Source organism: Prevotella sp. HMSC073D09 (genome assembly GCF_001814145.1).
Lineage (GTDB): Bacteria > Bacteroidota > Bacteroidia > Bacteroidales > Bacteroidaceae > Prevotella > Prevotella conceptionensis.
Genome location: NZ_KV815052.1, coordinates 1 through 3070, shown reverse-complemented (window position 1 = coordinate 3070; position 3070 = coordinate 1). Strand labels below are relative to the sequence as shown.

Sequence of the window (3070 nt, the reverse complement as noted above, 5' to 3'; positions counted from 1 at the left end):
TTGCGCATGAGATCTTTGACATATTGACACAAGCAAGACTGTAAGAAAAGTGATGAATCACGTGGACGTGATGTCCATGTAGACGATACAGCTGAAGTATGGGCTGCGCGCCTTCCCTTGTTGGAAGCGTGCGCTGGCGTAAAGAAAGTAAATAAGGGCGCATGGCGGATGCCTTGGCTCATGGAGGCGATGAAGGACGTGATAAGCTGCGATAAGCCGCGGTAAGGTGCAAATGACCCTTGACCCGCGGATTTCCGAATGGGACAACCCACCCGCGCAATACGCGGGTATCACCGCACAGTCGGTGAGGCGAACCGGGGGAACTGAAACATCTTAGTACCCCGAGGAAGAGAAAATAAATTAATGATTCCCCCAGTAGTGGCGAGCGAACGGGGAAGAGCCCAAACCGGCGTTGTGGCAACGCATCGCCGGGGTTGTAGGACCGCGCCGTTGCACGCGGCGTGTGAGGAGAAGCTCCCTGGAAAGGGGCGCCGTAGCGGGTGAAAGCCCCTTATCCGAAACACAAAGCGGCATAGCGGTATCCTGAGTAACGCGGGACACGTGAAATCCTGCGCGAAGCTGCCGGGACCATCCGGTAAGGCTAAATACTCCCATGAGACCGATAGCGAACCAGTACCGTGAGGGAAAGGTGAAAAGCACTTCGACAAGAAGAGTGAAATAGTTCCTGAAACCATGCGCCTACAAGCGGTCGGAGCTGCTTTTGCAGTGACGGCGTGCCTTTTGCATAATGAACCTACGAGTTACCTTCACCAGCAAGGTTAAGGGCCACAAGGCCCGCAGCCGCAGTGAAAGCGAGCCTGAACAGGGCGTATGGCGCACGCAAGTGCGTTTGAAGTTGGTGGTGGTAGACGCGAAACCAAGTGATCTACACATGTCCAGGATGAAGTCCCGGTAACACGGGATGGAGGTCCGAACGGATAAGCGTTGAAAAGCTTCCCGATGAGGTGTGTGTAGGAGTGAAAGGCCAATCAAACTTGGAGATAGCTCGTACTCCCCGAAAGGCATTTAGGTGCCGCGTGCAGTGTTCTCCCCAAGAGGTAGAGCGACCGATAGGACGCGAGGGCTTCACCGCCTATCAAGTCCTGACGAACTCCGAATGCTTAGGGGACAGTAGCTGCGCAGTAAGGGGACGGGTGCTAAGGTCCGTTCCCGAGAGGAGAAGAATCCAGACCGCCGTCTAAGGTCCCGGAGTTCTGCCTGAGTTAGTCTAACGAAGTCTGGTCCCCGCGACAGCCAGGATGTTGGCTTGGAAGCAGCCATTCATTTAAAGAGTGCGTAACAGCTCACTGGTCGAGGGTCCGGGCGTGGATAATAATCGGGTATAAGGCAGACACCGAAGACGCGGGATAGCATTGAAAAAAGTATCGGTAGGGGAGCATTCCATGTGCGTTGAATGCGGCGAGGCGATTGCCGCTGGAGCCCATGGAAAAGCAAATGTAGGTATAAGTAACGATAAGGGGGGTAAGATTCCCCCCCGCCGCAAGACTAAGGTTTCCCGGGCAATGCCAATCATCCCGGGGTCAGTCGGGTCCTAAGGCTCAGCCGAACGGCGAGGCCGATGGCAGAAAGGGTCAACATTCCCTTACTGCCGCACGGAGCGATGCGGAGACGGAGGCGTGACACCACCGCGGAGATACGGAATTCTCCGTTGAAGGGCGTAGGCGTTGAGGGCGGCAGGCAAATCCACCGCGCGAGCCGAACCCCGAAAGTATGCCGTTCCCCTCGGGGAATGGCAATAGCGTGGGTAAGCATACTCCCGAGAAAATCCGCTAAGCTTAATCCGTGCGGCACCCGTACCGCAAACGGACACACGTAGTCGGGTAGAACATACTGAGGCGTTGAGAGATTCATGGTTAAGGAACTAGGCAAACTGACCCCGTAACTTCGGGATAAGGGGTCCTCGTCGCAAGGCGAGGCGCAGAGAATAGGTCCAGGCAACTGTTTAACAAAAACACAGGGCTGTGCCAACTCGAAAGATGACGTATACAGCCTGACACCTGCCCGGTGCCGGAAGGTTAAGAGGAGAGCTCAGAGGCAACTCGAAGGTTTGAATTGAAGCCCCGGTAAACGGCGGCCGTAACTATAACGGTCCTAAGGTAGCGAAATTCCTTGTCGGGTAAGTTCCGACCTGCACGAATGGTGTAATGATCCGGACGCTGTCTCAACCATGATCTCAGTGAAATTGTAGTATCGGTGAAGATGCCGATTACCCGCGATGGGACGAAAAGACCCCGTGAACCTTTACTGCAGCTTAGCATTGACCTTGGTCATCCGATGTGTAGGATAGGCCGGAGGCTTTGAAGCGGGGGCGCCAGCCCTTGTGGAGCCACCCTTGAAATACGGCCCTTTGGCTGTCCGAGGTCTAACCCGCAGATGCGGGGACACTGCTTGGTGGGCAGTTTGACTGGGGTGGTCGCCTCCAAAAGCGTAACGGAGGCTTCCAAAGGTACCCTCAGGCCGATTGGTAACCGGCCCATTAGAGTGCAATGGCATAAGGGTGCTTGACTGGGAGGCAGACATGCCGAGCAGGCAGGAAACTGGGGCATAGTGATCCGGTGCAAGTGTATGGAAACTGCATCGCTCAAAGGATAAAAGGTACTCCGGGGATAACAGGCTGATCCCCCCCAAGAGCTCATATCGACGGGGTGGTTTGGCACCTCGATGTCGGCTCGTCACATCCTGGGGCTGGAGAAGGTCCCAAGGGTTGGGCTGTTCGCCCATTAAAGTGGCACGCGAGCTGGGTTCAGAACGTCGTGAGACAGTTCGGTCTCTATCTATCGTGGGCGTTGGAGTTTTGCGTGGCCCTGTCACTAGTACGAGAGGACCGTGATGGACAGACCTCCGGTTTACCGGTTGTGCCGCCAGGTGCACCGCCGGGTATCTGAGTCTGGATCGGATAAGCGCTGAAAGCATCTAAGTGCGAAGCCGGCCGCAAGATTAGAACTCCTCATGAGGGTCGTCCCAGACGAGGACGTCGATAGGGCGCAGGTGTAAAGGCGGCGACGCCAAAGCCGAGCGCTACTAATTGCCCGAAACTTTCTTACCTCCC

1 rRNA gene is annotated in these 3070 nt (G+C 55.7%); it reads left to right on the top strand.

The window, feature by feature from the left end:
- The first annotated feature begins 141 nt into the window (after positions 1-141).
- Positions 142-3065, top strand: a 23S ribosomal RNA gene (locus HMPREF2955_RS02865).
- Positions 3066-3070 lie beyond the last annotated feature (5 nt).